The 23,479-nt window shown below is 63.1% G+C and carries 19 protein-coding genes; 4 read left to right on the plus strand and 15 right to left on the minus strand.

From position 1 onward, the window contains the following. Positions 1 to 5 precede the first annotated feature (5 nt). Entirely contained in the window at positions 6 to 557 is a 552-nt protein-coding gene (locus tag DKY63_RS18000) for a cytochrome b (protein ID WP_110965309.1), read from the minus strand. Between the two features lie 283 nt (positions 558 to 840). Continuing rightward, positions 841 to 2,601 (minus strand): flavin monoamine oxidase family protein, encoded by a 1,761-nt coding sequence (locus tag DKY63_RS18005; protein ID WP_110965310.1) that lies wholly within the window; start codon positions 2,599 to 2,601, stop codon positions 841 to 843. A 223-nt stretch (positions 2,602 to 2,824) separates the two neighbouring features. Here DKY63_RS18005 and DKY63_RS18010 point away from each other — a divergent pair, with 223 nt between their 5' ends. Together DKY63_RS18010 and DKY63_RS18015 are read left to right on the plus strand one after the other, a co-directional pair. Continuing rightward, the gene (locus tag DKY63_RS18010) at positions 2,825 to 4,231 is read left to right on the plus strand and encodes an adenosylmethionine--8-amino-7-oxononanoate transaminase (RefSeq protein WP_110965311.1); all 1,407 of its coding nucleotides are present in this window, start codon (positions 2,825 to 2,827) and stop codon (positions 4,229 to 4,231) included. A gap of 137 nt (positions 4,232 to 4,368) precedes the next feature. Continuing rightward, positions 4,369 to 5,088, plus strand: a complete 720-nt coding sequence (locus DKY63_RS18015; protein WP_110965312.1) for a 16S rRNA (uracil(1498)-N(3))-methyltransferase — start codon at positions 4,369 to 4,371, stop codon at positions 5,086 to 5,088. Between the two features lie 42 nt (positions 5,089 to 5,130). Here the strand turns inward: DKY63_RS18015 and DKY63_RS18020 are convergent, their stop codons facing one another. Next, positions 5,131 to 6,402, minus strand: coding sequence for a D-amino acid dehydrogenase (locus DKY63_RS18020; protein ID WP_110965313.1), 1,272 nt, complete (start codon positions 6,400 to 6,402; stop codon positions 5,131 to 5,133). Between the two features lie 109 nt (positions 6,403 to 6,511). Here DKY63_RS18020 and DKY63_RS18025 point away from each other — a divergent pair, with 109 nt between their 5' ends. After that, complete coding sequence (locus DKY63_RS18025) at positions 6,512 to 7,429, plus strand: LysR family transcriptional regulator (protein ID WP_110965314.1); 918 nt, start codon at positions 6,512 to 6,514, stop codon at positions 7,427 to 7,429. A gap of 129 nt (positions 7,430 to 7,558) precedes the next feature. Here DKY63_RS18025 and trhA read toward each other — a convergent pair whose 3' ends face one another. Further along, positions 7,559 to 8,176, minus strand: a complete 618-nt coding sequence (gene trhA / locus DKY63_RS18030; RefSeq protein WP_110965315.1) for a PAQR family membrane homeostasis protein TrhA — start codon at positions 8,174 to 8,176, stop codon at positions 7,559 to 7,561. 221 nt (positions 8,177 to 8,397) lie between these two features. Here trhA and DKY63_RS18035 point away from each other — a divergent pair, with 221 nt between their 5' ends. Further along, entirely contained in the window at positions 8,398 to 9,312 is a 915-nt protein-coding gene (locus tag DKY63_RS18035) for a LysR family transcriptional regulator (RefSeq protein WP_110965316.1), read from the plus strand. Between the two features lie 113 nt (positions 9,313 to 9,425). Here DKY63_RS18035 and madM read toward each other — a convergent pair whose 3' ends face one another. From madM to DKY63_RS18090, 11 genes are all read right to left on the minus strand, one after another. Continuing rightward, complete coding sequence (gene madM / locus DKY63_RS18040) at positions 9,426 to 10,190, minus strand: malonate transporter subunit MadM (protein ID WP_110965317.1); 765 nt, start codon at positions 10,188 to 10,190, stop codon at positions 9,426 to 9,428. 1 nt (position 10,191) lies between these two features. Then, the gene (gene madL / locus DKY63_RS18045; RefSeq protein WP_008063455.1) at positions 10,192 to 10,608 is read right to left on the minus strand and encodes a malonate transporter subunit MadL; all 417 of its coding nucleotides are present in this window, start codon (positions 10,606 to 10,608) and stop codon (positions 10,192 to 10,194) included. 65 nt (positions 10,609 to 10,673) lie between these two features. Beyond that, the gene (mdcH, locus tag DKY63_RS18050) at positions 10,674 to 11,585 is read right to left on the minus strand and encodes a malonate decarboxylase subunit epsilon (RefSeq protein ID WP_110965318.1); all 912 of its coding nucleotides are present in this window, start codon (positions 11,583 to 11,585) and stop codon (positions 10,674 to 10,676) included. After that, positions 11,582 to 12,187, minus strand: coding sequence for a malonate decarboxylase holo-ACP synthase (locus tag DKY63_RS18055; RefSeq protein ID WP_430523160.1), 606 nt, complete (start codon positions 12,185 to 12,187; stop codon positions 11,582 to 11,584). The genes mdcH and DKY63_RS18055 overlap by 4 nt, the downstream gene beginning before the upstream one ends. Positions 12,188 to 12,195: 8 nt before the next feature. After that, entirely contained in the window at positions 12,196 to 12,999 is an 804-nt protein-coding gene (gene mdcE / locus DKY63_RS18060) for a biotin-independent malonate decarboxylase subunit gamma (protein WP_110965320.1), read from the minus strand. Then, entirely contained in the window at positions 12,996 to 13,847 is an 852-nt protein-coding gene (locus tag DKY63_RS18065; RefSeq protein ID WP_110965321.1) for a biotin-independent malonate decarboxylase subunit beta, read from the minus strand. Before DKY63_RS18065 ends, mdcE begins: the two co-directional genes overlap by 4 nt. Then, positions 13,840 to 14,139, minus strand: a complete 300-nt coding sequence (locus DKY63_RS18070) for a malonate decarboxylase subunit delta (protein ID WP_110965322.1) — start codon at positions 14,137 to 14,139, stop codon at positions 13,840 to 13,842. Before DKY63_RS18070 ends, DKY63_RS18065 begins: the two co-directional genes overlap by 8 nt. After that, positions 14,139 to 15,014, minus strand: coding sequence for a triphosphoribosyl-dephospho-CoA synthase (locus tag DKY63_RS18075; RefSeq protein ID WP_110965323.1), 876 nt, complete (start codon positions 15,012 to 15,014; stop codon positions 14,139 to 14,141). Before DKY63_RS18075 ends, DKY63_RS18070 begins: the two co-directional genes overlap by 1 nt. Next, on the minus strand, positions 15,014 to 16,684 hold the full coding sequence (gene mdcA, locus DKY63_RS18080) for a malonate decarboxylase subunit alpha (protein ID WP_110965324.1): 1,671 nt from the start codon (positions 16,682 to 16,684) through the stop codon (positions 15,014 to 15,016). Before mdcA ends, DKY63_RS18075 begins: the two co-directional genes overlap by 1 nt. 235 nt (positions 16,685 to 16,919) lie before the next feature. Beyond that, positions 16,920 to 17,390 (minus strand): chemotaxis protein CheW, encoded by a 471-nt coding sequence (locus DKY63_RS18085; protein ID WP_110965325.1) that lies wholly within the window; start codon positions 17,388 to 17,390, stop codon positions 16,920 to 16,922. Then, positions 17,383 to 23,439 carry an Hpt domain-containing protein gene (locus DKY63_RS18090; protein ID WP_110965326.1) on the minus strand — a complete coding sequence of 2,019 codons (6,057 nt, stop codon included), beginning with the start codon at positions 23,437 to 23,439 and terminating at the stop codon, positions 17,383 to 17,385. Before DKY63_RS18090 ends, DKY63_RS18085 begins: the two co-directional genes overlap by 8 nt. Between the last annotated feature and the right edge of the window lie 40 nt (positions 23,440 to 23,479).

The raw sequence follows: 23,479 nt of genomic DNA on the forward strand, positions 1-23,479 counted from the left end.
GAACTTCAGGCTTTGCGACCCAGCATGCGCTTGAGGGTCACATCGCGGTCGATAAAGTGGTGTTTCAGTGCTGCCAACGCATGGAGGCCGGAAAAAATCACCAGCGCCCACGCCAGATAGAGGTGAATCACGCCAGCGTTGTCCGCCTGGTCCGGTAGTCCGGAAATCAGCGCGGGCACTTCAAACCAGTCAAACACCGGTATCCCGACACCTTCTGCGGTGGAAATCAGGTAACCGGCAATCATCACAGCGAACAGACACAAGTACAGAAAGGCATGACCGAACTTGGCGCCCAGCCGTGTCATGGGGCTATAGCTGGCCAGGGTTGGCGGCGGTGGGCTGATGAAGCGCCACAACACCCGCAGCACCATGACGGCCAGCAGAATCAGACCGATGCTCTTGTGCAGGTCCGGACCCGCCTTGCGCCAGGGATCGTAGTAACCGAGACCGACCATCCACAGCCCCAGGCCGAACAGACCGAATACGGCCAAGGCCACGCCCCAGTGCATGAAGATGCTGACCCAGCCATAGCGGGAAGTAGAGTTACGTAGCTGCATTGCCGGGTTCCTGTAAGTGCTGGGCCAAGACTATCGATTTACCTATCGAATTAAAGCCGAAAATTTCGCTTTGAAATATCGAGAAATGCGATCAAGACTTTGAAATAGGTGAGTTAAGAAAAGATTAAAGGCGAAAGTTTGACGAGGTGTTAGCGCCGAGCCGGAATTTTGTCGTAACCGATCCTGCGCCTTGTGGACAATTCGAGCGTTCGATTGCTGAACTGCAAGCGTATGGGCAAAAAAAAGCGCGACCCTCGGGCCGCGCTTTTTTAACACCTGAACGTTACTGAGCCTTGGTCTCAGTAGTCGCCGCCGGCTTGGCGGCTGGCTTCTTCGCCGGTTCAGCCTTTTTCGCCGGAGCCTTTTTCGCTTCAGTCTTGGCCGCCGGTTTTTTCACCGGTGCCTTGGCCGGAGCCTTCTTGGCCGGCTCGGCTTTCACCGGTGCCGCAGGTTTTGGTGGCTCGACCGGTGCAGGTGCCGGGGCTGGAGCAGGAGCCGGTGCTGGAGCAACCGGAGCTGCCGGCTCTGGCGCCTTCACAGGTTCCGGTTTCTTCTCGTCATCCGAACCACCAAACAGGTTGGTAAAGAAGTTGCCCTTCTTCGCCGCCACGGCACCCGCGCCGGCACCAACCGCCGCAGCCGCTGCGGGACCCACTTTTGGCGGCTCGAACGACTTGCCCGCCGCCAGGTCTTCAACCTGACCGGCCGCACGCTGACCGGTGCGCAGCGCGCCTTCCAGGGTGCCCGGGTACAAGGTGTCAGTGTGCTCGCCGGCAAAGGCTACGCGCTGGATCGGACGTTCCCACAGACGCCAGAACTTGCTGATCTGGCCCGGACCGAAGGCCAGGTAAGCGCCACCGGTCGATGGATCGGTGCTGTAGCGGCGGATTTCATAGCCGGTGAACGCACCGCGCGCCTGTGGATAAAACGCGTGCAGACGGATCAGCACCTGATCGACCATCTGCTTGTCGCCGAACGCCTGCATCACCCGCGCGTTGTCGCCGGACAGGTTGATCACTACGTTGGCGCCGCCCTTCAGGGCCGGCTCGATCCACAACATGCCAAGGCCGGTGTTGCTGAAAATCTCACCGGACATGCGCGCCTTGGGCTCCCATACCGGCGTCTTGAACTTCAGCATGATCTGGTCGCGCCAGCCGTAGTTGGTGCCCTTGATCGCAGCCAGGTGCTGGGCGTCCAGCGCCGGGGTCATCTGGATCTTGTTCAGCGCGCGCAGCGGCACGGCCAGGACCACGTAGTCCGCCTGATAGCCAACGCTGCCGACCTTGACGGTCACACCGTCCTTGTCCTGGGTGACGGAAGACACCGGAGAATCGGTCTTGATGGTTTTCAGCTGCTTGACGAAGGCCTGGGCCAGCACCGCACTGCCACCGACCAGACGCGAAGCGCGCAGGTCGCGGTCAGAGACGCCACGGTAAACGCGGCTTTGCTGCGCAAAGTACAGCAGCGACAGGCGCGAAGGCTCGTCGTAGCGGGTACGGATCTGCTGGTTGATCAGCTGACGCGCGGTCGGCGGCAGGTTCTGCTTGTCGAGCCAGCCGGACACGTTGATCTGGTCCAGGGCGTGCAAAGTGTTGTTGGCCGCCGGGTTCTGCGGATCATCGATCGAACGGGCCAGGTCATCGAGGGTCTTCTCGTAGCGCTTGAGCGCGTCAGAGGTGACCGGATCCTTGGTGGCCAGGTCGGCAGCGCTGTAATACACGCCGTCTACCAGGTAACCCGGAGTCCGCACGAACTCCGGCGCCGGCGTGGTGCTCAACTTGAAGGTCGATACGTATTTGTTCAGCACCGGTTGGGTCTTGTCGTTGCCGATCCACTCGCTGGTGGCCATGCCGGAACGCCCGCCCAGGCTCGGCTTGGCTTCCAGCAGCGTGACCTGCCAGCCCTTGTTCTGCAGCTCGTAAGCCGCCGTGAGGCCCGCGACCCCGCCGCCGACCACGATCGCGGTTTTATCCTTGGCCAGCGCAGACACGCTGAACAGCCCCAACATCACCAGCGCACAGGCGCGCAGCCAACCGACAGACATTCAGCGAACTCCGGAAAAACACGTAGGAAAAAACTGTTTTGCGAGCCAGACGGCTCAAGGAAGCGCGAAGGATACGTCAGGCTTCAGACGCCCGCCAGCAACGTCTATCGCCCCATGCAAAGTAGCTCAATCGACACAATGGGTTGTCCACAGGGCACGCATTGCATAGGCTTGCGCGACTGTATGTCCGCCTGTGTCACGGACAGCCTCGAGGAGAGTGAAAATGGGCCTGAATAATCAGTGGATGCAACGCGATCTCGCGGTTTTGTGGCATCCCTGCACCCAGATGAAAGACCACGAACAGCTGCCGCTGATCCCGATCAAGCGCGGTGAAGGCGTGTGGCTTGAGGATTTCGAAGGCAAGCGCTACCTCGACGCCGTCAGTTCCTGGTGGGTCAACGTATTCGGCCACGCCAACCCGCGGATCAACCAGCGCATCAAGGATCAGGTCGATCAGCTGGAGCACGTGATCCTCGCCGGTTTCAGCCATCAACCGGTGATCGAGCTGTCCGAACGCCTAGTGAAGATGACGCCGCAGGGCCTGAACCGGGTGTTCTACGCCGATAACGGTTCGTCCTGCATCGAAGTCGCGCTGAAAATGAGCTTTCACTACTGGCTCAACCGCGGCCAGCCGAACAAGAAGCGCTTTGTCACCCTGACCAACAGCTACCACGGCGAAACCATGGCGGCGATGTCGGTGGGCGATGTGCCGCTGTTCACCGAAACCTACAAAGCCCTGCTGATGGACACCCTCAAGGTGCCGAGCCCGGATTGCTACCTGCGTCCCGAGGGCATGAGCTGGGAAGAACACTCGCGCAACATGTTCGCCGCCATGGAACAGACCCTGGCCGAGCACCACGACACGGTCGCGGCCGTTATCGTCGAGCCGCTGATCCAGGGCGCCGGCGGCATGCGCATGTACCACCCGGTCTACCTCAAGCTGCTGCGCGAAGCCTGCGACCGCTATGGCGTGCACCTGATCCACGACGAAATCGCCGTGGGCTTCGGTCGTACCGGGACCATGTTCGCCTGCGAACAGGCCGGCATCCGCCCGGATTTCCTGTGCCTGTCCAAGGCCCTGACCGGTGGCTACCTGCCGCTGGCGGCGTGCCTGACCACCGACGAGGTCTACAGCGCGTTCTACGACGACTACCCGACCCTGCGCGCCTTCCTGCATTCCCACAGCTACACCGGCAACCCGCTGGCCTGTGCGGCGGCGCTGGCGACCCTGGATATCTTCGAAGAAGACAAGGTCATCGAGAACAACAGGGCCCTGGCCGCGCGCATGGCCTCCTCCACGGCGCATCTGGCCGAGCATTCGAACGTTTCCGAGATTCGTCAGACCGGCATGGTGCTGGCGATCGAGATGGTCAAGGACAAGGCCACCAAAGAGGCTTACCCCTGGCAGGAGCGCCGAGGCCTGAAGGTGTTCCAGCACGCACTGGAACGCGGTGCCCTGCTTCGGCCGCTGGGTAGCGTGGTGTATTTCCTGCCGCCGTACGTGATCACCCCCGAGCAGATCGACTTCCTGGCCGAAGTGGCCAGCGAAGGCATCGATATCGCCACCCGCGACAGCGTCAGCGTGGCGGTGCCGAAGGACTTTCACCCAGGCTTCCGTGATCCGGGCTGAGTTTCTGTGGTGCCCGGGCCGGCCCCATCGCGAGCAGGCTCGCTCCCACAGGGACAGCGCAATACCTGTAGGAGCGAGCCTGCTCGCGATTGCAGCCAACACCGATTTCACTGATTCACATTTTTCAGAGATTCAACATGAGACTGTCCCGCTTCTTCATCGACGCCCCCCTGAGCACCGGCGAGCACGAACTGCCCGAAGCCCAGGCCCACTACATCGGCCGCGTGCTGCGCATGGCCGAAGGTGATGCGTTGCAGCTGTTCGACGGCTCCGGCCATGAGTTTCGCGGCACGCTGGTGGAAGTCGGCAAAAAGCGCGTGGTGGTGCAGATCAATGAGCAGTTCGCCGGTCAGGTTGAATCGCCGTTGCAGATCCATCTCGGCCAGGGCCTGTCGCGAGGCGAGCGCATGGACTGGGCGATCCAGAAAGCCACCGAATTGGGCGTCACTGAAATCACCCCGATTTTCAGCGAGCGCTGTGAAGTGCGGCTGAAAGACGAACGCGCCGACAAACGCCTGCTGCACTGGCGCCAGGTGGCGATCAGCGCCTGTGAACAGTGCGGGCGCTCGCGGGTGCCGGTCATTCATCCGCCGGTGTTGATGGCCGACTGGCTGAAACACACCCAGGCCGAGTTAAAACTGGTGCTGCATCCGGTGGCCGAGCCATTGGTCAGTCATGCCAAGCCTGCGACCCTGGCGTTCCTGATCGGGCCGGAGGGTGGGTTGTCGGATGCTGAGGTCGAGCAGGCCAAGGGTGCCGGTTTCCACGCTGCCCGTCTGGGTCCGCGAGTGTTGCGCACCGAGACCGCGCCGGTTGTGGCGCTGGCGGTGGCCCAGCAGCTTTGGGGCGACTTCTAGACCGCCTTCGCGAGCAGGCTCGCTCCCACAGTGGAATGCATTTCAAATGTGGGAGCGAGCCTGCTCGCGAATAGCCGCGACGCGATGATTGAAACCACGCAAGTCGATGGCAGGCTGGCGCTGGCCAATCAGTTCGCTGAGCAATTGCCCACTGCCGCACGCGAGGGTGAAGCCGAGCGCGCCGTGGCCGAGATTGAGCCACAGGTTGCGGTACGCCGTGGCCCCCAGCAGCGGCACGCCGCTGGGCGTTGCAGGGCGCATGCCGGCCCATTCCACCGCCGCGTCGTAGTTGCCGGCATTGGGGAAGGTGTCGCGGGCCTGGCGCTTGATCAGTGCCAGGCGTTGCGGATCGATCGCCGGGTCGAAGCCGACAATGTCGACCATCGCCGCCACCCGCAATTGCTCGCCGATACGGGCGTAGACGATCTTGCGGTCGTAGTCGGTGATGCTCACGTCCGGCGCACGATGATCGGTGCCGATCGGTACGGTCAGGCTGTAGCCCTTCAGCGGATACAGCGGCAGGTGCAAGCCGGGCAGCGCCAGCAGTGGGCTGCGGTGACCGGCGGCGATGACCAATTGATCGACGGCCAGCACTTCATCCCACAGCTCAATGGCACTGACAACGCCATCGCCATGACGGATTCCGGTCACCGCCTTTCCAAGGCGAAATTCACAATGACCGGATGCGCTCAAGCGCTCGGCCAGCAGTTGGCAGAAAGCATGGCAATCGCCGACCTCCTCGTCGGGGGTATAAATCGCGCCCACGAAGGGTGCATTGGCCAGCGCCGGCTCCAGATCCGCACACTCCGGCGCCGACAGCACCTGTTGCTGCTGCGGATCGGCCAGTTTTTTACGCGCTTTGTCGAAACTAGCAGGATCGCGGAACGTCACCAGTTTGCCGTTGCGCCGCCATTGGAAGCCGGCCAAACCATCGTCCTCGCGCCAGCACTTCAGCGTGCTTTGGCTCAACAGTGCCAAGCGCAACAGATGCGCCGCGTTTTCACGGTTGACCGAACTGCGACACGCCGCCAGGAATGACGCCATCCACCGCCACTGAGTCGGGTCCAGACGCGGACGCAGTTTCAACGGCGAATCGCCGCGCAGCATCCAGCCGATGGCTTGCAGCGGCACACCGGCGTCGGCGAGCGGTGCGACGTAGCGGTAGGAGAGCTGTCCACCGTTGGCAAAACTGGTCTGGCTGCCCAGCGCATCCCGGGCTTCGACCACCGTCACCTCGAAACCGTCGCGCACCAGCGCATAGGCCGTTGCCAGGCCAATCACGCCGCCGCCGATGATGCACACACGCTGAGCCATGTCCGTCCTTAAAGCCGTTGTGAAGACAGGGCCGAGGTTAGAGCCAGGTGACAGGCGACGAACAATGAATAAAGATGTTTAACCCATAAACAAAGGTTATGGACTCGCCATGCGCCTTCGTCACATCGAGATTTTCCAGGCCATCCGCCAGACCGGATCGATCAGCGCCGCCGCGCAATTGCTGCACGTCTCGCAGCCGGCAGTGACCAAGGTGTTGCAGCATGCCGAACAGCAGCTGGGCTTCGCGTTGTTCCTGCGGGTACGCGGCAAGTTGCAGGCCACGCCTGAAGCGCTGGAGCTGGAGCGCGAAGTGGACAAGGTCAGCGAAAGCCTGCAAGGCGTGCGGCGTCTGGCGCAGAGCCTGCGCCGCGAGCCGGGCCACAGCCTGCGCATCGGCGCCACCCCGGCGCTGGCCCTCTCCTTGCTGCCGCCGGCCATCCACGAATGGACCACACGTTACCCCGACATCGCCTGCGAACTATCCAGCGCCCACAGCCGCGAGCTGGTGCAGAACCTGTTGATGCGCGAAGTGGATGTCGCCCTGACCTTGCAGCGGCCGGATCATCCGGGGCTCAAGGCTCAGGCCTTGGCATCTGGCGTGTTGGTGGCGCTGGCGCCAAAGGACTATTGGCCGGACGAAGAGATCGGCCAACCGCTACCGCTGATGGCGTTGGCGGGGGCGCCGTTGATTGGCTTGTCCAGTGCAGACCCGTTGGCCGCCCGACTGGACAGCTACCTCGAAGCGGTCGAACCGCCACCCCGAGTACGCATCGCCGTGCAGACCTATTCACTGGCCCGGGCGATGGTGGAGTCCGGTGCCGGGTTGGCGGTGATCGACCCGTTCACCGCACTGGGCGCCGCCCCTGCCGCGACGACGATCCGCCCGCTGGCACCGCCGTTGCCCATCACGCTGTATGCGGTGACCCGTGCCACCGAACCACCGCCGCACACGTTGAGCGACCTGTTGCAGATCTTCAGCCGCAGGGCTCAGGAACAACTGGATCATCTGATCCCGTCACCCTCTTGAGCCCAGACACATAACCACTGTAGGAGCGAGCCTGCTCGCGATGGCGTCAGGTCAGCCAACATCATCATTGGCTGATCCACCGCAATCGCGAGCAGGCTCGCTCCTACAGGTTGAAAACCAAACTGTGCCTTAAAGGACGTAGAACCAGATCGCCACAAAGTGCAGCAGACTCCCGGCAATCACGAACAGGTGCCAGATCCCGTGGGCATGCCGCAGCCGGTCATCAAGGGCAAAGAAGATGATGCCCACGGTGTAGAACACTCCCCCCAACGCCAGCCAGGTAAAACCGGCGCTGCCCAATGCGGCGAGCAAGGGCTTGACCGCTACCAGCACGATCCAGCCCATCACTGCGTAAATCACGATCGACAGGACCCGCGCTTCCGAACGCGGCTTGATCTCTTGCAGGATGCCGATCAACGCCAGCCCCCAGACAATCCCGAACAGCGTCCAGCCCCACGGCCCGCGTAGCGTGACCAGGCAGAACGGCGTGTAGCTGCCGGCGATCAACAGGTAGATCGAAAAGTGATCGATCTTCTGCATGATCGCTTTCTTGCGCCCGCGCACGCTGTGGTACACGGTCGATGCGCTGTACAACGCCAGCAAGGTAAAGGCGTAGATCGCCATGCTGACGATCTTCCACGCACTGCCATCGAGGCTGGCGACCACAATCAGCCACACCCCGCCGACAAACGCCGCCACCGCCCCGACCAGATGCGTCCAGGCGTTGAGTTTTTCCCCGTGATACATCGGTTGCCTACCCCTCGAAATCGCAAGGCTCAGGCCTCAAGCCTAAAAGCGCAATGTTTCAGAAACAACGCCCTCCCCTGTGGGAGCCGAGCTTGCTCGCGATAGCGGTGTGTCAGACAACTCAACATTGACAGACACACCGCCATCGCGAGCAAGCTCGGCTCCTACAAAGGTCTGTGTTTAACGGGCACAATCGATCCATACGAATAAGAGTCCGCCCCATGCTGATCGATGAAGAGTTGACCCTGAAAAAACTCGAAGTGTTCCTGGCCTTCATGCGCACCGGCAATCTGGCCCGGGCTGCCGCCGAGTTGCAGACCAGCAATGTCAGCGTGCACCGCGCGATCCACTCCCTGGAAAGCGCCCTGCGCTGCCCGCTGTTCAAGCACGAAGGGCGCAACCTGACGCCGCTGGAAAGCGCCTACGTGTTGGAAGAACGGGCGCAGAAGCTGATTCAGGACGTGGTCGAAAGCGTGCGCCTGACCCGCGAGGCCGCCGGCTTTTCCGCCGAGCGCTTCAAATTGGGCTCGCTGTATTCGCTGACGGTCAAGACCGTGCCGCAACTGATCATGGGTCTGAAAATCCGCCGCAGCGAACTCAACATCGACCTGATCCTCGGCTCGAACTTCGACCTGCTGTACAAGCTCAAGAACATGGAAGTCGATGCGATCCTGGTGTCTCTGGACGACAGCATCAACGACCCGGACCTTGAGCACCTTCCGCTGTTCTCCGACGATATCTTCCTGGCCACCCCGGCCGATTCGAAGTTCGCTCATCGCAGTGAAGTCGACCTGGCGGAAGTGCGCGACGAAACCTTCATCACCCTGACCCAAGGCTTCGCCACCCATCAGGACGGCAATCGGGTGTTCAGCCAGGCGGGGTTCGAGCCGAAGGTGGCGATGCAGGTCAACGACATCTTCACCCTGCTGAGCATGGTCAGTTCGGGGGTGGGCTATGCGTTGCTGCCGGGGCGGATTGCAGCGGTGTACGAGAATCGGGTGAAGCTGATCCCATTGCAGGAACAGTATCGGTTGCAGCAGCACATTGGCGTGGTGTTTCTCAAGGCCAAGGAGCGGGATCCGAATCTGCTGGCGTTGCTGGCGGAGTGTCGGATGTATGCCAATCGCCAGGTTTGAAACCGAGTCGCTGCAATCGCGAGCAAGCTTTGCTCCCACAGGTTTTGCGCCGATCAACTGTGGGAGCAAGGCTTGCCCGCGATGAGGCCATCTCAGACGCTGAAATACCGGACTTAACCGACAATCCCACGAACAATGAAGTACAGCACCGACGGCCCCAGCAGACAGCCCAGCCCGGTATGGAAGGTCGCGGTCAACGCGCCGTAAGGCACCAGCCGGCGATCCGTCGCCGCCAACCCGGCGGTCACACCGCTGACGGTCCCGGCCAGGCCACCAAACACCATCGCCGAACGCGGATTGTCCAGCCCCATCCAGCGCGCCGCCACCGGCGTGCCGACCATTACCAGAATCGCCTTGATCAACCCGGTGGCAATCGACAGCGCCATCACATCCGAGCTCGCACCAATTGCAGCACCGGTCACCGGGCCGACGATGTAGGTCACCGCACCGGCACCGATGGTGGTCATGCTGATCGCGTCGCGATAACCGAACGCCCAGGCCATGCACGCCCCGACAATGAACGGCAGCACCGTGCCCAGCAGCAGCGCGATCACGCCGATCAACCCTGCTTTCTTCGCCTCGGTGGCCTGCACTTCGAACGCCGTGGCGACGATGGCGAAGTCACGCAGCATGGCGCCGCCCATCAAACCAATGCCGGAGAACAGCGTCAGGTCCGCCAACCCTTTCTGCCCGCCGGTCAGGGTGCCGCCGACCCAGGCCAGGACCAGGCCAATGACGATGGCAATCGCCGAGCCGTGAATCCGTCCGAACGTCAGGCGCTTCGACAACACCACCGACACCCACATGATCACGCCGACGAAAGCGAACGCCGTGACCAGACCGTTATGTTCCAGACCATTCTTGATGAGATCCCACATATCAGCGACCTCCTACCGGTGTGCCAACGGGAGAGATCTCCGCCGGTTCATCGGGCAAGGGTTCGCCCTTGTGGGTCCGGCTGATCAAGGCAATGGTGCAACCACAGACCACCACCGAACCGATCGCCGCCAGCACCGCCACCGGGCCGCCATGCAGGGCCGTGACCACGTTCTGTTGCGCCGCCATCGCCACCACCACCGGAATGTACATGGCGCCCCAGAAGCCGACGCCCATCTCGCAGTCCTTGGTCATGCCGCCGCGTTTTTGCATCCACAACCGCGCGCAGATCAGCAGGATCATCGCGATCCCGACCCCGCCGACGTTGGATTTGACGCCCAGCAACACGCCCAGCATGTCGCCCATGATCACTCCCGCCAACGTACAAATCGCCAGCAGCGCCACACCGTAAATAATCATTGTTGTCGTCCTCAAAGTGCATCGTCGAATGTTGTTTTTGTTGTTCGAAGCCTCAGGTCGCAGGTCTAGGAGTGACGGCTTCCCTCCTCACGCAACAGCGCCTGCAAGGTATCGAGCCGGGCACCGTCGAAAGCCATCACGGTACCCTGCTCGAACACCCGGCGCGCCAGCCCGGTCAACACCGCACCGGGCGGCAGTTCGATCTGTAGACGCACGCCGCGCTCATACGCGCTTTGTACGGTGCCGCGCCAATCCACCACGCGGCACATGTTGAAAGCCAGGTCGTCGCGCAAGGCTTCGGGGTTGATGATCGGCCGTGCGCGACTGCCGCTCAGGTAAGCGATTTTCGGGGTGTGCAGCTTGATGCTGGCGAAGGCTTCGGCCAGGGTTTTCGCCGGTGTTTCCAGCAGCGGACAGTGCGACGGCACACTCACCGCCAGGCGCTTGGCCAGACCCGCACCCCGGCTTCGCGCCAGCTCCTCTACCGCTTTCATCGCGCCGTCGCTGCCGGCAATCACCACCTGGTTATCGGCGTTGATGTTCGCCAGATAAACCGGTGCATCTTCGCTGTGAACCTGCGCCAGCAAACCTTCCACCGTCGCCAGCTCAAGCCCGGTGATCGCGGTCATGCCAAAGCCCTGTGGATAAGCCTGTTGCATCAGTTCACCGCGCAGGCTGACCAGATGCAGTGCATCGCCAAAACCCAGGGCGCCAGCCACCACCGCCGCCGGATAGGCACCGATGGACAACCCGGCGACGTAGTCCGAAGGCATCGCCAACTGTCGTGCAGCCGCCACACCGGCGATCAATAGACAAAGCTGCACCGCCCGGGTCGATTGCAATGCCTGGGCAGAATCGAGCCGCGAGACATCCTCACCGAGCACATCGCTGGCCTCGCTGAGGATTTCTCGGGATACGCGCTGGAGCATGCCCGGCTGCTGCGCGCCCTGGCCAGGGAACACCAACAAGCTGCTCACGCTGCCTGCTCCTGCGGGTTCCATGGATCGATGACCAGACAGGCTTCGCGAGCGTTTTTCAGCAATACACGATTCGAAGATCCAGCCCACTCGCGCAAGGCCACGGCGCCGAACGGAGTCTGCACTTGCATGTCCACCACGCACACCGCCCTATCGAGCAGAGTCACCAACACCTGTGCCTGAGCACAGCTGATGGGCTGCGGCGCACGCAGGATCAGATCCAGATCGCTGCCTTCGTGGAGTGCTTGAAAACCACTGGCCAATTCGAATCCGGCACTGCCGCTGACGCCCCATGCCCAACCGCAATCGTCGAGCATCGGACGCAATTGCTTAAGCGCCCGAACGGCGGGCAAATCCCGGTCAATGTCGACATGGCAAAGCTGCTCCGGCTGCACTCGGCGCGTCACCGAATCGATAGCCATCGACGCTGCAAAACGCTGCTCACGCAAACGCCCACGCACGCCGACCGCCACCTGCCCCGCCACCGATACCGCGCGACGCACCACCACCGGTTGCCCGGCGCGGACCGACTCGATCACCCACGCAGGCGCATCCGCTGGCAACTGCTCCGGGGTCATGCCCCAGAGCAGGTCGTGGGCCATGAGCTTGCTCACCACTGCTCTCTCAACAGTTGGCGAACCTGGCTCGACGCCGCGCGGTTGCTGGCGCCCAAGCGACTGCTCAGGTCTCGCCCGTTGCCAGCGACATCGCCTATTGCCTGAGTCAGGCACTCGGTCACGCGGCTCACATCGGCGGCGGTTGGCGTTTCGATCTGCTCCACCGACAGGGTTTCCCAGAGCAACCCGAGGCTGGCATAGCTGTCGATGTCATAGGCCATCGGCGGCACGCTGGCGGCCAGGGTTTCCAGCTCTTCGACGCTGCGCAGGGTCACCCGCGCTGCCGACGCCTTGCCCATGGCATGCACCATCACCCCCGGATCACGCAGGGCGATCAGTCGATTGGCCTGATAGCCATGGGCGAGAAACGCCCCGGACATGGCCTTGCCCACCAGCAGGCCGATCACGGCGTGCCCGGCCAGACGGGCGCGGGCATAGCTGTCCGCCGCTGCCGCCAGCGCCTGATGAATGCCGAGCGCTTCCTCGCGACGGCCATAGGCCTGGCTCGGTACGTCGACTATGGCAATCAGTGCGCGCTTTTGCGATTTACCTTGATCGGCCGCGATCACTTCATCCACCGCCTTGGCCAGGCCCCAGCCTTCCAGCAGGCCGACCTCGCCGTTACGAGCGCGGGCGAAGCGGTTATCCGGATCGGCCACCACCGCGATAAAACGCACGGCCTGATCGCCCAACAATCCATCGGCCACTTTCAACGAAGCCGGCAAACCAGCAACCGGTTTGGCATCGGCAGCCAGCGCGTTGAACCAGTGCAGGCCCCGCAGGGAATACGAACTCATGAGCGCGCTCCTTGATACAGGTTGCGAACCGTGGCCGGTTCGATTTGCGGTGCGGCGTCCAGCTGCGCCAACCGTTGCAGGTACAGATCGGCCTGAGCGCTGCGCTGCTGCGCCGGCAAACCTTGCTTGAACAATTCGCCGACCTGCTGGCGGATCTGCGCCGCGTCATCTTCGACGTAGCGATCCACCAGCCCCGTGGCGAAACGTTGCTCGCCACCGGTCAGGCTCCAGATGAAGGGCCGGTCGCGGGAGTCGTATTCCTCAAGGCCGGCTTCCTGCTCGATCACCTGCGGGCCGTTCAGGCCGAGGCGCGCTTCCTGGGTCACCACCAGGTAGCTGCACAACCCGGCGGCAATCGACATGCCGCCAAAGCAACCGACGCTGCCGGCGATCACACCCACCACCGGTTGGTACTGGCGCAGATCGACAATCGCCGCATGGATATCGGCAATCGCCGCCAGGCCAAGGTTGGCTTCCTGCAGGCGCACGCCACCGGTTTCCAGCAGCAACACGGCGCGAGTCGGGATGCCCTTGCGGTTGTCTTCAGCGGCGAGTTCCAAGGCGCCTGCAATCTTCGCCCCGCCGACTTCACCGAGGCTGCCGCCCTGGAACGCACCTTCGATGGCGGCGATCACCACCGGCAAACCGTCGAGGCTGCCCTTGGCGATCACCACGCCGTCATCGGCTTGCGGCACCACACCCTGACGGGCCAGCCACGGCGACATGACGCGCTGGAAGGGGTCGATCAGTTCGCGAAAGGTACCGGCATCGAGCAAGGCTTTCGCCCGCTGCCGCGCGCCGAGTTCGACGAAGCTGTGCTTGTTGAGGAGCGCTGCGCTGTCACTCATGGCCGATCTCCTCGAAGCCTTGTTCCAGACGCAGACGCACCACGCCGGGGGTGGCGCCGAAATCGTGGATATCGATGTCCATCGCCGACGGCGTCTGGCCGTCGAACATCCGCGCGAACAGGTGCTGCCAGCGTTGTTCGCTGCCGTTGACCGAGGTCTGTACGGTGATGGTCAGCTTGCCGGGTTGGCCCGGCTGGATCAGCACTTCCAGATCGCCCGAGCCGACACAGCCCACCAGCGTGCGGCCGCGTGGCGGCTGCCCGGCGGGGAATTCAAAGGATAAGGTTTCCATCAAAAAACTCCCTGAATGAGGTTGTCGCCCGACTCGATACGGTCGATGAACAAGCAGGCGGCGAGCAGGTCGGCAGCGCCGCCGGGCGAGGCATTCAATGCGATCAGTTGTTGGTCCAGCTCGTGCAGTCGACGACGGCCCGCGAGGCTGGCACTGCCGCCCGCGTCAAGCACCGCCTGGGCGCCGCGCTGCATGGTGTGCAGCCCTTCTTCTCCGGCGCGGTACAGCACGCAGGTGTCGGCCAGCTCCGTCATGATCGCCAGCAGCGCATCGAGCCTTGCGTTCTGTTCGCCATGGCCGGCAGAGCGGCTGCGTTTCAGTTGCGGCAGCGCGCGTTCGATCACGGCGGGAAAGCCCAGCTGCGCTTCTTCACGGGCGCCGCGTGCGCCGTAACGCTGGGCGACTTGTGCGCCGTGACTGAGCGGACGTGGCGCATGGCGATCTTCGAGCAAGGCCAGGCGTGCGGCGCGCAACGCGACAGAGCCGGCGGTGCTGGACTCGGGTTCAAGGGCCACCGCAGCGACCAGCAAACCCAAAGCCCAGATCGCGCCACGGTGGGTGTTCACACCGTCGGTGGTGGCGAGCATCGCTTGCTCACCCTCGCGGCCAATCAGGCCAATGGCTTCACGCAGCGGCAGGCCGATCTCGCCGATTTCGATGGCGGCTTCGGCCATTTCCTTGAACGCCGGCCACAGGGCCAGTGCCGAGGCGTGCATCAGCCCCAGGTGCAGATCGGTATGGGCGCCACTGCCACGACGGTCGACCAGCGCCGGCTTCGGCGACAGGTCCGCTTCGTCGATCAGCGCGTCCACCGCCAGGTCCGCCAGGCGCTCGGCCAGGGTCAGGGTTTTCGGTTGCAGGTTGAGTGCGTGCATTACCAGCTCCTGAACTTGGCGGGCGGGTTGTAGAGGCCACCGGACCACTCCACCAGATCAGCCACGCTTTTCGCGGCGAGCAGTTCGCGGGTGGCGTCGGTGCGGCGAATCCCTAAGTCTTCTGGCAAGGCGATCAGGCCTTCACGGCGCATGCGCGCGGTGTCTTTGGGGTTGTGGCGCAGGCCGATGGCGGTCACCCCGGCCACGGCGGCGATCATCGCCTGGCGCTCTTCCAGCGAGCGCGCCTTGTACAGGTAGGCGATGCCTTCTTCGGTCAGCAAGTGGGTGACGTCGTCGCCGTAGACCATGATCGGCGCCAGCGGCATGCCGCTTTTCTTCGCCACGTCGATGGCATCGAGGGTTTCGACGAAGGTCGGTTTGCCGCCTTCCTGGAAGGTCTCGACCATCTGCACCACCAGCTTCTTGCCGCGCTCGAGCATCGGCTCGGCGACGTCGGTGTGGCGCATGTCGAGCCAGGCCGGGGTGCCGTGGCGACGACCGCGCGGGTCGTGGCCCATGTTCGGCGCCCCACCGAAGCCGGCCAGGCGCCCGCGAGTCACAGTGGAGGAATGGCCGTCGCCATCGACCTGCAAGGTAGCGCCGATGAACAGGTCCACCGCGTATTGCCCGGCCAGTTGGCTGAACATCCGGTTGGAACGCAGGGAGCCATCGCGCCCGGTGAAGAACACATCGGGGCGTGCGGCGATGTAGTTTTCCATCCCCAGCTCGGTGCCGAAGCAGTGCACGCTTTCGACCCAGCCGCTTTCGATCGCCGGGATCAGGGTTGGATGCGGGTTGAGGGTCCAGTTGCGGCAGATCTTGCCCTTCAGGCCGAGGGATTCGCCGTAGGTGGGCAGGATCAGTTCGATGGCGGCGGTGTTGAAACCGATGCCGTGGTTCAGGGACTGGACGTTGTGTTTTTCGTAGATCCCGCGAATCGCCATCATCGCCATCAACACATGCACTGGCTTGATGTGCCGTGGGTCGCGGGTGAACAGTGGTTCGATGTAGAACGGCTTGTCGGCCACCACCACGAAATCGACCCACGACGCCGGGATGTCGACCCGAGGCAGGTCGCTGACGTCATCCACCAATTGGTTGACCTGAACGATGACGATGCCGTCGCTGAAGGCTGCCGGTTCGATCAGTGCAGGAGTGTCTTCGGTGCTGGGCCCGGTGTAGATGTTGCCCGCGCGGTCGGCCATGAAACCGGCCGAGAGCACGACGTTGGGGATCAGGTCCACCACCAGCCGCGCGTAGAGTTCGATGTAAGTGTGGATCGCGCCGATTTCCAGCAGGCCGTCTTCGAGTAGCTGGCTGATGCGCAGGCTCTGGGTGCCGGCGAAGGAGAAATCGAGCTTGCGCGCGATGCCCCGTTCGAACAGGTCCAGATGCTCGGCACGCCCGACGCTGGGCATGATCATGTGCAGATCGTGCAGCTTGGCCGGATCGGCCTTGACCAGGGAGCGGGACAGGAAATCCGCCTGCTTCTGGTTGTTGCCTTCGAGCACCACACGGTCGCCGGGCAGGATCAACGCCTCCAGTGCCGCCACGATCTTGTCGGTGGGCAACACCACACCATCGGCAAGGCCCTTGACCAACTCAAGACGCCGCTGCTTCTCGCTGCGCCGCCGCGTCCATCGCGAGTCGGGGGATATTGTTGTTGTCATGACCACTCCACGGGTTCGCTGTCGTGGGGGTCACAGTAGGAGGGTTGGGTGGGGGTATCAATCAAGCGCGGTGGTGGATTGTTACGCTCAGGTTAATGGTTGCCTGAACTGACGCTATCGCTGGCAAGCCAGCTCCCACAGGGTTAGCACCGTGCACAAAATTTGTGACCGACTCGGTCACTGTGGGAGCGGGCTTGCCCGCGATGAGGCCGGTGCGATCACCATAAAGTCAGGATCAGTTCGCTAAGCCGGCCGTTACCAACAACTCCTCCAGCGCCATCAAATCCGGCACCTTCGCCACCTGATCCGCCACCTGCACCGCCGCCTTTTCCAGCGAACACAACGGCACATCCACATAGCTCAACTGGCTGTCGAGCTTGTACGAACGCGGGATCCCCTGCACCAGCATCGCGATGAACTTAAGTTCAGGGCGGCCACCCAGGGCATTGAGGATGACGATCCGCGCACGCTCGCCGATGACGATTTTATTGCCGCACGCCGACTCGAAACTGAGCAACGGAATCTGCCGGTTGCGCCAGGTGACCCGGCCCAGGTACCACGGCGGTGTGTCGAGATCGAACGCAGCGGGTTGGTAGTCGATCAACTCGGCCACCGCGACGTTGGGCAGGATCAGGTTACGGTCGGCCAGGGGCAGCAGCAGGCCGGTGAGGTTGATGCTGCGCGGGTTGAGGCGCCGCTCATGCATGGGTTTTGCTCCACAGGGCAATGCTTTCGAGCAGTACCGATTCCTGGTACGGCTTGCCGAGGTAGTCGTTGACGCCGATGGCCATGGCCCGGTCGCGGTGTTTCTGGCCGGTGCGGGAGGTGATCATGATGATCGGCAGGTGCTGCAGGCGTTCATCGTTACGCACTTGGGTCGCCACTTCGAAGCCGTCCATGCGCGGCATTTCGATATCCAGCAGCATGATGTCGGGCATGTGTTCTTCGAGCAGCAGCATGGCATCGACACCGTCCTTGGCTGTCAGCACGTTCATGCCATGACGTTCGAGCAGGCGGCTGGTGACCTTGCGCACCGTGACCGAGTCGTCGACCACCATCACCAGCAACGGCTTTTGCGGTTCGAATTCGCTGTCCTGAACGTGGGTGCGTTGCGGCACATGGGCCTGCAACGCACGGATCGGCGCCAGCAGGTCGAGAATCAGCACCACCCGGCCATCGCCCAGGATCGTTGCCCCGGAGACACCCTGCACGGCCGCGAACTGCGGGCCGAGGCTCTTGACCACGATTTCCCGGGTACCGGCCATGGCGTCGACCTGCACCGCGATGTGCCGCTCGTTGCATTGCACCAGCAGCACCGGCAGCGGCAGGCTCTGGCCCAACAGTTTGGGACGATGGCCGGTTTTCAGCAGCTCACCCAGATAGCACAGCTCATAGCGTTGCCCGGCGTATTCATAGGACGGCGGATCGAGCCGGAAATGCCCTTCCAGCTCATTGGGCAGCACACGAACAATGCCATCGATGGTGTTCAGCGGAATCGCGTACTGATCCTCACCGCATTGCACCATCAGCGCCCGATTGACCGACACGGTGAACGGCAATCGGATACGGAAATGCACGCCCTGCCCCGGCACCGAGTCGATGCTCATGCTGCCGCCCAGTTGCCGAACCTCTTCGTGCACCACGTCCATGCCGACGCCGCGCCCGGAAATCTGGGTGATTTTTTCGGCGGTGGAAAACCCCGGTTGCAGGATGAACTGCAACACGTCGCGGTCACTGATTTCACTGTGCTGATCGAGCAGGCCGCGCTTGATCGCCTTGCGCCGCACGGCATCGAGCGGCACGCCGGCACCGTCGTCGCGGATGTCGAAAATCATGTCGCCGCCTTCGCGCAACAGGTCGAGGGTGATCCGCCCCTGCGCTGGTTTGCCCGCGGCGATCCGCACCTCGGCGGACTCAAGGCCATGGTCCACGGCGTTGCGCAGCATGTGTTCCAGCGGCGCCGCCATGCGTTCGAGCACGTTGCGATCCATCTCGCCTTCGGCGTTGCCGACGATGAACTCCACGTCCTTGCCCAGCTCGCCCGCCACCTGGCGGACGATACGCTTGAGGCGTGGCAGCATCCGTTCGAACGGCACCATGCGCGTGCGCATCAGGCCTTCCTGCAACTCGGTGTTGATGCGGCCCTGTTGCTGCAACAGGTTTTCCGCGTCCTGATTGCGCCGGTCGAGGGTTTCCTTGAGATCGAGCAGATCGGAGGCGGACTCGAACAAGGCCCGCGACAGTTGCTGCAATTGCGAGTGACGGTCCATCTCCAGCGGGTCGAATTCTTCATAGCCCAGGCGCTCGGCGTCTTGCTGCCGGCTGAGGATCCGGCCCTGGGTTTCAGTGTCTAGCCGGCGCAACTGATCGCGCATGCGCTCGATGGTGGTTTCCATCTCGTTCAGCGCCACCTGCGCATCGCTGACCTGCTGTTCGATCCGGCCGCGAAAGATTGAGGTCTCGCCTGCGAGGTTGACCAGATCGTCGAGCAGTTCCGCCGAGACCTTGACCATGTCCGCGCCGAGATCCGCCGGCAGCAGCGGCGTTTCGACCTTGACCACGACCGGCGGCACAACCGCTGTCTGCGCGTCAGGGACCGAGGGATGGCTGAAATTTCTGATCGCGTCGAGCAATCGGTCGGCCGGTGGCAACGGCTCCCCGGCGCGGGCGGCATCGAGCATTTGCGCCAGCCGGTCATGGCTGCGTTGCAGCAGCTCAAACAACGCACCCGTGGGTTTGAGCAGGCCGGTGGACAAGCCTTCGTAGAGATACTCCAGTTCGTGGGCCAGATCGCCGATGGGGGTGATTTCCACCATGCGCGCACCACCCTTGAGGGTGTGCAGGTCGCGCAACAGCGTTTCCACTTCCTGGCGATTGGATGGTTCGGCCTGCCAGCGCACCAGCGCCGCGCCGGAGCTTTCGATGATGTCGAAACCTTCCTCGAGGAAGATCTCCAGCAAATCGCTGTCGTGATGGGCCGCGTCATCGGCCACCGGCTCGATCACCTCGACGGGAGCGCCATGCCCTTGGCGGAAGGCGTGAATGGCCTCGATCAGTTCAGCGGGATCGTCCAGCAACTGGTGGTTCTGCAACTGCTCAAGCTGCTGTGCCAGGTAGTCATGGCTCTGTTGCAGCAACTGCGCCAGTGCTTCGCTGTAGTTGTAGCGGCGATCCACCAGGCCTTCATAGAGACCTTCCAGTTCATGGGCCAGATCACCGACCGGCTCGACTTCGGCCATCCGCGCGCCGCCCTTGAGGGTGTGCAAGTCCCGTTGCAGGGACGACAGGGGCGCGGCGTTTTGCGGCTCGCTCAGCCAGCGATGCAAGGCCTGGTCGGCGCTGTCGAGGATATCCACGGCTTCTTCGAGGAAGATCGAGACGATCTCGTCGTCCAGCTCACGGTCCCTTGTGGGAGCGAGCCTGCTCGCGATGGACTCACCGGCACCGCGCTCATCCAGAGACAGCGCGTCATCGTTGACGTCCATCGCGAGCAGGCTCGCTCCCACAGGGGGGAGAGAGTTTTCAGCTCCCACAGGGGGCAAGGTGTTTTTAAGCTCGGCGGTGGCATCGGTGAGTTCGCGGATGCTCAAGCTACGGCTGCCGTCACTGCGAATCAGGCCCATGGCCGACGGGTCGAGGCTTTCGTTGAGCAAGTCCTGCAAGGCCCGGACCCGGTCCGGACGCGGGCTGACGTCCTGGCCGGCGGCCAGTTCGTCGAGCATGTCGATCAGGGCTTCGTGAGCACTTTGCGCTTGCTGGAAGAACCCTTCGCTGACCGCCAGGCTGCTCTCTTCCACGGCACCGTAGAGGTCGAGCAAGGCTTCGCACAGTTGATCCACCGCATGCAGGTCGGCCAGATGCGCGCCTTCGCCCAGGGTGGTCAGTTCGTCCAGCAGTGCACTGAGTTCCTGGCGTTCGCCGGGGTGCTGCTGCCAGCGCTGCAACAGGCTTTCGGCATCGAGCAGGATGTCCATGCCCTGGGCCAGGAAGTTGTTGATCAACTGCGGATCACGCTTGACCCGCGGGGCACTGCTGGGCAGATCCAGCAGGCTTTGCAGCCGTTCGGCGAGCATCGCCCGGGCCCGCTCGATCAATTCGCGCGCATGGGGGATCTCGGCCAGCGGGTCCTTTTTAAGCTGGCGCAAGCCAAGACGGAACAGCCCCTCGGCTTCCAGCAGCACTTCGACTTCGTCCAGGTCCAGAGGGATCTGGTGCGCCTTGTACTCCCGGGCCAGTTGGTCCAGCGGCACCGCCAACTCGACGATCGGCAAGACCCCGGCCATCGAGGCACTGCCCTTGAGGGTGTGCAGGGCCCGCAGCAAGGCATCGCTGGCCTGCAACGGCAGGTGTTCGGCGGCCTCCTCGAGGAAGCGATTGAGGCTGCTCAAATGGGTTTCCGCTTCTTTGCGGAAGATCTCCAGCAACAACGGATCAAGCGCCGAGACGTCCTGGGTGTCCTCATCGGATAACGGCTCATCGCCATTGGCCAGGGCATGGGCGCGGGCGGCCAGCTGATCGACATCGCTGCGCTGACGCTGGGCATGGGCGGCGTATTCGGCCACCAGTTCCGGCAGCAGACGCAACACATCACCGATCAGTTGCTGCACCGTCGCACCGGGCTCGACGCTGCCTTCAAGCACGCGGTTGAGCAGGTTTTCCACGGTCCAGGCGAGTTCGCCGATCACCAGCGCACGCACCATCCGGCCACTGCCCTTGAGGGTGTGGAAGGCGCGGCGCAGCTCGCTCAGGGCCGAGCGATTGTCGGGGTTGATCGACCAGCGTGGCAGGTACTCGCGAAGAATCTCCAGCACCTCGTCGGTTTCTTCGAGGAACACTTCGCGCAATTCATCGTCCACCGGTTCTTCATCGACGGGCGGCGGCAAGAGGCTGCCCGGCGTGCTCTGCGCCGGAGGATTGAGGGCGGATACGGGGCTGGCCAGGACATCGGCCAGGGACCGGGCGACGGCCGAGGCATCCTGCTCCTGCTGTTGTTGCAGGGTCTGCGCTTCACTGGGGCTGAGCACATCTTCCAGCACCGGCACCTGTTGTTCGCCGGGCTGTTCGTCAGGGCGTTTGTTAGGGAAGAAGCCGAGTGTCGCCAGGCTTTGTTCGGCGATGTCGAGCAACTGATCGCCCGGCGCTTCCGGGTCATCGTTGAGGCGCTCGAGGTAATACTCGAGGCTGGCGATGACGTCGGCCAGGCTGTCCAGTTCCTGCCAGTCGGGCTGGCCAGGGTCGAGCAGCAGGTGCTCGCGGATGAAGTGATTGCAGGTTTCGACCAGGCTCGCCGCGCGGCTCAGCGGAATCATCGCCAACGCACCGCGTACCTGGGTCAGCAAGGCGGGCAGTGGCTGCAAATGCTGACGGTCCCAGTCGGCGTCGATGTAGTCGACGATCATGTCCTTGGCCTGTTGCAGACAGATGCGCGCTTCCTTGATCACGATCTGATGGATCTGCGTCAGGTCGGTGGTCGGCAGGCTGCCTTCTTCCTGGCTCTCGGGTTCGACGGTGCCCACCATCCCGGACAGGGTCGCCTCGACGTAGAGCAAGGCGCCGGCGACGTCCATGAGAATCGCATCATCGGGCGCGCGATGGCCCTGAGCGAGACTCAGCACCACCGCCAATTGATCAATGATGACTTTGCGTGGCTGGCCGAAACCCAGCACCGCGAGGGTGTCGGCAATTTGCCGCAGCGGCGCGAGCAGGCTGTCGAGGTCCGAGACATTTTGCCGGTCGCTGCGCACGAACAGATCCAGGCGCTCCTTGACCCGTACCAGCTCCTCGCACAAGGCCGCCAGCACCGAGCGCATGGCGTCGCGGTCGGGGCCGGCAAGGCGTGCGCGCTCTTCATCGACCATCGCGCTGTCGGGCAGCGCGTCATCCAGTGCGTAGCGATCTTTCATGGTCAGCATCTGCCCCGTGGGATGTTCGGCCTTGGCGATGTAGAACAGCAAACTCTTGAGCAGGTCCGGCGGCGCCGGCTGATTGATGGCGGCCATGCCCTGTTCGAGCAGGCGCTTGAGTTCCTTGTCGGCGTCCTTGAACAGGCTGCGCAGCGCCGGACTGTTGGCGATCGCACCGCCACGCATGCCTTCGACCAGCGCCGAAGCGACCTGCCACAGCGGGCTCAGGGGCGCGTTGGCACACAGACTTTCGAGACGGGAAAACACCTTGGCCAGGTAGCCGAGATTGGTGTCGTCGTCTTGCTCGCGGAGCAGGCCGACCAAGCCCATTTGCAGCATTTGCCGCAACTTGCGCAGCACATTGGGCAGATCCGCCGGCTCCAGCAGCGCCAGGGCCTCGGCGTCCAGTGGTGGCAAGTCCGGCAGTTGCGGGCTGAACAGGCTGGTTTCCGACAACAGGCTTTCGCCGCGGGCGCTGCGCAGGTCGTTGATCAACGGCAGCACCACCAGCGGCAGGTCACGGCGCGCGCCCTGTACCCGGTCGAGGTAGATCGGCAGTTGTCCAAGGGCTTGCAGCATCAGGTGCAACGCTTCGTCACGATGGCTGACGCGGTTGTTCTGCAAGGCGACGATCAGGTGCTCCATCTCTTCGGCGAGCAGGGCCGCGCCGTAGAACTCGACCATCTGCAAACTGCCGTGAACCTGATGGATGCACGCCAGGCAATCGTCCAGGGCGTGCGTCGCCTGCGGGTCATCAAGCTGGATTTCGATCGCGTGATGAGCCTGCTTCAGCGTTTCGGCAATCTCGCCCTTGACCCATTCGAGGGCCACATAGTCGTGCCGATCACCCATAACCACTCCACTTTTCGCTTCAGTCACGTTGCATCAGTCA

The sequence above is a fragment of the Pseudomonas putida genome (genome assembly GCF_003228315.1).
In the GTDB taxonomy this organism is placed as follows: Bacteria; Pseudomonadota; Gammaproteobacteria; order Pseudomonadales; family Pseudomonadaceae; genus Aquipseudomonas; species Aquipseudomonas putida_S.

What these genes read in the sequence shown, in the direction of transcription:
- DKY63_RS18005 (WP_110965310.1), bottom strand. Translation starts at nt 2,601, where the DNA reads ATGTCTGTCGGTTGGCTGCGCGCCTGTGCGCTGGTGATGTTGGGGCTG.
- madL (WP_008063455.1), bottom strand. Translation starts at nt 10,608, where the DNA reads ATGATTATTTACGGTGTGGCGCTGCTGGCGATTTGTACGTTGGCGGGA.
- DKY63_RS18055 (WP_430523160.1), bottom strand. Translation starts at nt 12,187, where the DNA reads ATGGCCCACGACCTGCTCTGGGGCATGACCCCGGAGCAGTTGCCAGCG.
- DKY63_RS18090 (WP_110965326.1), bottom strand. Translation starts at nt 23,439, where the DNA reads ATGGGTGATCGGCACGACTATGTGGCCCTCGAATGGGTCAAGGGCGAG.
- DKY63_RS18025 (WP_110965314.1), top strand. Translation starts at nt 6,512, where the DNA reads ATGCGCCTTCGTCACATCGAGATTTTCCAGGCCATCCGCCAGACCGGA.
- madM (WP_110965317.1), bottom strand. Translation starts at nt 10,190, where the DNA reads ATGTGGGATCTCATCAAGAATGGTCTGGAACATAACGGTCTGGTCACG.
- DKY63_RS18000 (WP_110965309.1), bottom strand. Translation starts at nt 557, where the DNA reads ATGCAGCTACGTAACTCTACTTCCCGCTATGGCTGGGTCAGCATCTTC.
- DKY63_RS18085 (WP_110965325.1), bottom strand. Translation starts at nt 17,390, where the DNA reads ATGCATGAGCGGCGCCTCAACCCGCGCAGCATCAACCTCACCGGCCTG.
- DKY63_RS18035 (WP_110965316.1), top strand. Translation starts at nt 8,398, where the DNA reads ATGCTGATCGATGAAGAGTTGACCCTGAAAAAACTCGAAGTGTTCCTG.
- mdcE (WP_110965320.1), bottom strand. Translation starts at nt 12,999, where the DNA reads ATGAGTTCGTATTCCCTGCGGGGCCTGCACTGGTTCAACGCGCTGGCT.
- DKY63_RS18010 (WP_110965311.1), top strand. Translation starts at nt 2,825, where the DNA reads ATGGGCCTGAATAATCAGTGGATGCAACGCGATCTCGCGGTTTTGTGG.
- DKY63_RS18075 (WP_110965323.1), bottom strand. Translation starts at nt 15,014, where the DNA reads ATGCACGCACTCAACCTGCAACCGAAAACCCTGACCCTGGCCGAGCGC.
- DKY63_RS18015 (WP_110965312.1), top strand. Translation starts at nt 4,369, where the DNA reads ATGAGACTGTCCCGCTTCTTCATCGACGCCCCCCTGAGCACCGGCGAG.
- DKY63_RS18065 (WP_110965321.1), bottom strand. Translation starts at nt 13,847, where the DNA reads ATGAGTGACAGCGCAGCGCTCCTCAACAAGCACAGCTTCGTCGAACTC.
- DKY63_RS18070 (WP_110965322.1), bottom strand. Translation starts at nt 14,139, where the DNA reads ATGGAAACCTTATCCTTTGAATTCCCCGCCGGGCAGCCGCCACGCGGC.
- DKY63_RS18020 (WP_110965313.1), bottom strand. Translation starts at nt 6,402, where the DNA reads ATGGCTCAGCGTGTGTGCATCATCGGCGGCGGCGTGATTGGCCTGGCA.
- mdcA (WP_110965324.1), bottom strand. Translation starts at nt 16,684, where the DNA reads ATGACAACAACAATATCCCCCGACTCGCGATGGACGCGGCGGCGCAGC.
- trhA (WP_110965315.1), bottom strand. Translation starts at nt 8,176, where the DNA reads ATGTATCACGGGGAAAAACTCAACGCCTGGACGCATCTGGTCGGGGCG.